The following is a 4,475-nucleotide window of genomic DNA, read 5'->3' as shown; positions in this document are numbered from 1 at the left end:
AGCCAGACCAGAACAAAGAAAAAGACGGCTGGGGCTCATTCCCCCGCAGCTGGGTGGACTACAACGTACAGACCGGCCAGACCCAGTACTGGTACACCTCCGGCGGAGCTGCGGACCCACGCAAGAAGCCCACTGCTCTCACCGTGAAGTACACGGCCGAAGAGCCTGAACCGCAAGTCGATGAGGAGACGATTAAGAACACCACTAAGAGCACGCACTCTGTTTCTGACAAGGGCCTGACGGTCAATGTGACCGGCGAAGGCTATGGCGTGCTGCCCAAGGCCAGCACTGGTCAGGATGCCAACGGTGTCTACGTCGCAATTGTCGACCGTAAGGTCAAGAACAGCGAAATCGAACTGTCACGTCCGTCCGCTAAGTCGGCTGCAGCAGAAAAGTCGTCGAAGGAACCGGTTGCCGTTGAATACATTCCCAGCAGCGCCATCAAGGACGGCAAGCTCGACGCCCAGACGACCGTAGCAGCAGACAAGCTGAACAAGGACACCAACTACGACACCGTCGTATGGGTAGCCCACGGCAACCCGAACGACGAAACGGTTCTGCACCGCTCCAACATCAACCTCACCGACGAACAGAAGAACTCGCTGTTCCCGGCAGAAGAGCCCAAGGAACCGGAAGCCCCCGAACCGCAGGATCCGAAGGAACCGGAAACTCCTGACACCCCGGACAACGGCGGCGACAAGCCGACCGACCCCAAGGATCCCGAGGCTAACGACCCCAAGGATCCGGAACCGCAGGACCCGAAGGATCCCGAAGCCAACGAACCCGAAGCACCCGACACCCCGGACAACGACGGCGACAAACCCGAGGACCCCGAGGCTAAGGACCCCGAAGCGCAGGACCCGACCAAGCCCGAAGCACCGGAAAACGGTGACGACAAGCCGACGGATCCGGGCGCCAAAGAACCCGGGACTAAGGACCCCAATGTGAACGAGCCCGGCGCCCCGGACAATGACGGCGACAAGCCCAAGGACCCCGAGGCTAAGGACCCTGAAGACAAGGACCCCGAAGGGAACGAACCGGACGCTAACGACCCCGAAGAGGCTCCTGAAGCAGGCGAAAACGACAAGGGCAAGCCGGAAGCCAAGGACCCTGAAGACCAGAAGCCCGGTGCGGAAGCTCCTGGAGCTGACAAGCCCGGCACCTCGGGAACTTCAGGTTCTCAGGACAATGGCACGAAGCCCAGCTCCTCCGCATCCGGCAGCCTGCCGCGCACCGGTGCGACCGGTCTGGCAGTTGGGCTTGCTGGCATCGCACTGCTTGCAGTCGGTGGAGCGGCCGTAATCATTTCTGGTCGCCGAATCTAAGCGAAACGCAGGAACTCCTGCAGTGACTCTCTCCTGGCCGGTCGGGCGAAAGCCCGGCCGGCCGTTCGCTTTCCACCCTTTCGACAGCCGGCGGGCCGGCAGTCCTTTTAGCCATCTGTATTAGGGGTCTGTGGCACAGATTCATCCGCGCAGATGGTAGGTCAAGCCCAGGGGCCGGCTCCCCCGAGAAGGGTCGGAAGTTTGCGCTTCTCCTTGCCCCAGCATGAACAGCAGCTGAGGCTCAGCGCATTACTGCTTGAAGAAGTCGTTTGCGCCGGTGATGTTGCCGGCATCGTCGTAGACGTAGAAGCCCTTGCGATCAGCAACACCGCTGTATCCAGCGTCGATGGCCTCCTGGAGCTTGTCGGCGAAGCCCTTGCCGATCTCTGTGCCGGAGTTGCGGGCAATGTGGGAGGCAACGTGGAAGCCGACGACGTCGTAGACCTCGAACGGACCGCGGGGGTTGCCTGTTCCGAGTTTCCAGGCGTTGTCGATGTCTTCGGGGTTGCCGACTCCGTTCATGTACAGGTCTTTGCCTGCGTTCAGCCACGGAATGAGCATCGAGTTCAGGAAGTAGCCGGGGGTTTCCTTCTTCACGTGAGCGGGAACCATGCCGGTTTCTTCCGCGTACTTCAGGGCCTTTTCGACGAACTTTTCGTCCGTCTTGGGAGTTCCCATGACTTCGGCGAGGTTCTGCTTCCAGATGCGGTTGGCGTAGTGGATGGCAAGGAAGCGTTCGGGAGCGCCGGACGAGTCAGCAAAGAGCGACGGCAGCAGCGACGAGGTGTTCGTCGCAAACACGGTTCGCTCATCAGCCAGCTTGCCCACCTTTTCCCACGTCTCACGCTTGAGTTCAAGGTTTTCTGGGACTGCTTCGATGACGATGTCCGTGTCTGAAACAGCCTCTTCCAGATCAGTGGTGGTGGAGATCCGCTTCAGAGCTTCATCGAATTTGTCGGCAGTGAAGTCTTCAAGGTCTTCTTCGTATCCGGCGCGCATCCACTCCCAGCGCGCGGGAAGCTTGTCGAGCGATTCCTGGAAGGGATCGTAAATCGTGACGTCTTTGCCGTGGTATGCGGCCTGCATGGCGATCTGTGATCCGAGAACGCCGCCGCCGAGGATGCTTACAGTCTTGAACTCAGTCATATTTGTCATCTCCAAAGAGAAAAGTCCTCTTATTCGCGCGGGTCAACATCTCTGAGATCTCGAGCTTTCTGCCAGTTGGCCCTCTATCTACGCAAACGCCTGGGCACCGCGAATTATTCCGTTGGCGATTCCGTCTGTGCAGGTGCTTCGATCGATGCGATCGCCAGAGCCGCTCGGGCTGCGGTCTTCGCGGACAAACCTCACCATTCCTCGTGCTCGCGGCTGTCCCACGCGTGTTCTTCTCCGAGATCAAGCGTGGCCAGCAGGGCGCGGTCATCGTCATCCAGCTCGAAGTTGAAGGTGGCATTCGAGGCCTGACGCTGCGGGTCTTTCGACTTGGGAATCACGATGATGCCTTGATCAACAATCCACTTCAGCACCACCTGGTGTGGGTCGACGTCATGCTTGGCAGCGATCTTGTGAACGACAATCTGGTCGAGCAGGCCTTCACGCATACCGAGCGAGCCCCACGCCTCAGTGACGATGCCGTGTTCGGCGTGGAAGCGGACAGCCTCACTGCGGGCCAGCGCAGGGGAAAGCTGAATCTGATTCATCACCGGCCATACCCCGGTGGCGTCGTGCAGTTCGGTGAGCTGCTCGGGACGGAAGTTCGACACACCCACGTGGGTGATGACGCCTTCCTCCTTCAGCTGCACGAGGGTTTCCCACGTCTCAACGGTGAGTCCGCGCGACGGGTTAGGCCAAGACCCGAACACTCAATGATCCAGACGGATCTCCACTGGTCGAGTGTTCAGATGCGTAAGTCAGATAATGGGATGACCACATGTCAATGACGAAAGGTTATGTTGTGACGCCAACCCTCGAGTCCGACGAACTGCTTGTGAGGTTACCCTCGTTTAGTGGACACCCTATTAGTGCGGATCTTGTGTCCGTAGGAGAGGATGTTCATTGTGAGTCAACAGCGCAAGAAGTACACGCCGGAGTATCGGCGTGAAGCCGCGAACCTGGTAATAGAGTCGCGGCGTCCGATTGCTCATGTGGCTAAGGAGATTGGTGTGTCCGCCGGGCTTTTAGGCCGGTGGGTCAAACTCGAGCGTGAGCGCCGAGGAGCATCAGATGGGATGAGCGAGGCTGATCTTCGTGCTGAGAATGCTCGTCTTCGTCGGGAGCTGGCTGAAGCCAAGATGGATAACGAGTTTTTGTCAAAAGCGACAGCCTTCTTCGCTGCGAAGCAACGCGAGCAGAAAAGTTCGAATTGATGCAGCAGGAGAAGGCGAACTACAGCATCAAGCGCATGGCACGGCTTTTAAAAGTGTCTCGGTCTGGATACTACAAATGGGCCCATACGCAGCAGAAGCGACTATCGGGCGAAGATGATCGTGCAGCATTTTACGATGATGTTGACCGCAAGATTCACCGGATTTGGAAAGACTCCGATGAGGTTTATGGTGCGCCGCGGATCACCGCAGAACTTGCCGAGCGCTACCACATTGCGCTTAACCGTAAGACTGTGGCTAAACGGATGTGCATGATGGGGATTGAGGGGATTTCACCGCGGGCCTTTGTCCCGGTGACAACGATTCAAGCTAAGCGTAAGTCCACGCTTCCTGACCTGGTCAAGCGCATGTTTGATACTGGTGAGCTCAACCGGGTGTGGATGTCAGATATTACCTACTTGCGCACCGGTGAAGGCTGGTTGTACTTGTGCGCGGTCCGCGATGGCCATTCCCGCCGGGTGCTGGGCTATGGATAGCGTTCAAGATACTTCCCTGGTCGAGCGGGCCCTGCGGATGGCGCACACGTTGCGTGGTGACGTTCCTGATGGGCTGGTGTTTCACGCTGACCGCGGAGCTCAATTCACTAGCGAGCAGCTCTGAGAGGTTTGCCGCAGCCTGGGCATTGCTCAGTCCGTGGGGCGTACTGGTGTGTGCTTTGATAACGCGATGGCTGAGTCGTTCTGGTCGACGCTTAAAACCGAGTTCTACGACCGTAAGCGCCGGACGACCCGTAGTAGTGTCCAGTATGGTGGTGTACGGATCGGCC

Annotated in this window: 5 protein-coding genes and 1 pseudogene; 4 read left to right on the top strand and 2 right to left on the bottom strand. The window is 58.5% G+C overall.

Going from position 1 to position 4,475, the window contains the following annotated elements; all coding sequences use genetic code 11:
• Positions 1-1,325: pseudogene (locus tag HMPREF3172_RS10180) on the top strand (cell surface protein); the annotation flags it as partial.
• A 249-nt stretch (positions 1,326-1,574) separates the two neighbouring features.
• Here HMPREF3172_RS10180 and HMPREF3172_RS10175 read toward each other — a convergent pair.
• On the bottom strand, positions 1,575-2,471 hold the full coding sequence (locus HMPREF3172_RS10175) for a 3-hydroxyacyl-CoA dehydrogenase (protein WP_070517319.1): 897 nt from the start codon (positions 2,469-2,471) through the stop codon (positions 1,575-1,577).
• Positions 2,472-2,671: 200 nt separating this feature from the next.
• On the bottom strand, positions 2,672-3,187 hold the full coding sequence (locus HMPREF3172_RS10170; RefSeq protein ID WP_083281540.1) for an aldo/keto reductase: 516 nt from the start codon (positions 3,185-3,187) through the stop codon (positions 2,672-2,674).
• Between the two features lie 186 nt (positions 3,188-3,373).
• Here HMPREF3172_RS10170 and HMPREF3172_RS10165 point away from each other — a divergent pair, with 186 nt between their 5' ends.
• The 3 genes from HMPREF3172_RS10165 to HMPREF3172_RS10810 all read left to right on the top strand — a co-directional run.
• Positions 3,374-3,691, top strand: a complete 318-nt coding sequence (locus HMPREF3172_RS10165) for a transposase (protein WP_061941125.1) — start codon at positions 3,374-3,376, stop codon at positions 3,689-3,691.
• Positions 3,691-4,185, top strand: coding sequence for an IS3 family transposase (locus tag HMPREF3172_RS10345; protein WP_083281539.1), 495 nt, complete (start codon positions 3,691-3,693; stop codon positions 4,183-4,185). The genes HMPREF3172_RS10165 and HMPREF3172_RS10345 overlap by 1 nt, the downstream gene beginning before the upstream one ends.
• Before the next feature lie 139 nt (positions 4,186-4,324).
• A partial coding sequence (locus tag HMPREF3172_RS10810; protein ID WP_141741637.1) for an integrase core domain-containing protein occupies positions 4,325-4,475 on the top strand: 151 nt, incomplete at its 3' end.

This window comes from Brevibacterium sp. HMSC08F02 (assembly GCF_001807555.1).
Taxonomy (GTDB): domain Bacteria; phylum Actinomycetota; class Actinomycetes; order Actinomycetales; family Brevibacteriaceae; genus Brevibacterium; species Brevibacterium ravenspurgense.
Note: the sequence above shows the minus strand (reverse complement) of the source record. Positions and strands in the feature narration are given on the sequence as shown.

Coding starts and splice junctions, on each gene's coding strand:
- HMPREF3172_RS10175 (WP_070517319.1), bottom strand. CDS start 2,471: ATGACTGAGTTCAAGACTGTAAGCATCCTCGGCGGCGGCGTTCTCGGA.
- HMPREF3172_RS10165 (WP_061941125.1), top strand. CDS start 3,374: ATGTTCATTGTGAGTCAACAGCGCAAGAAGTACACGCCGGAGTATCGG.
- HMPREF3172_RS10345 (WP_083281539.1), top strand. CDS start 3,691: ATGCAGCAGGAGAAGGCGAACTACAGCATCAAGCGCATGGCACGGCTT.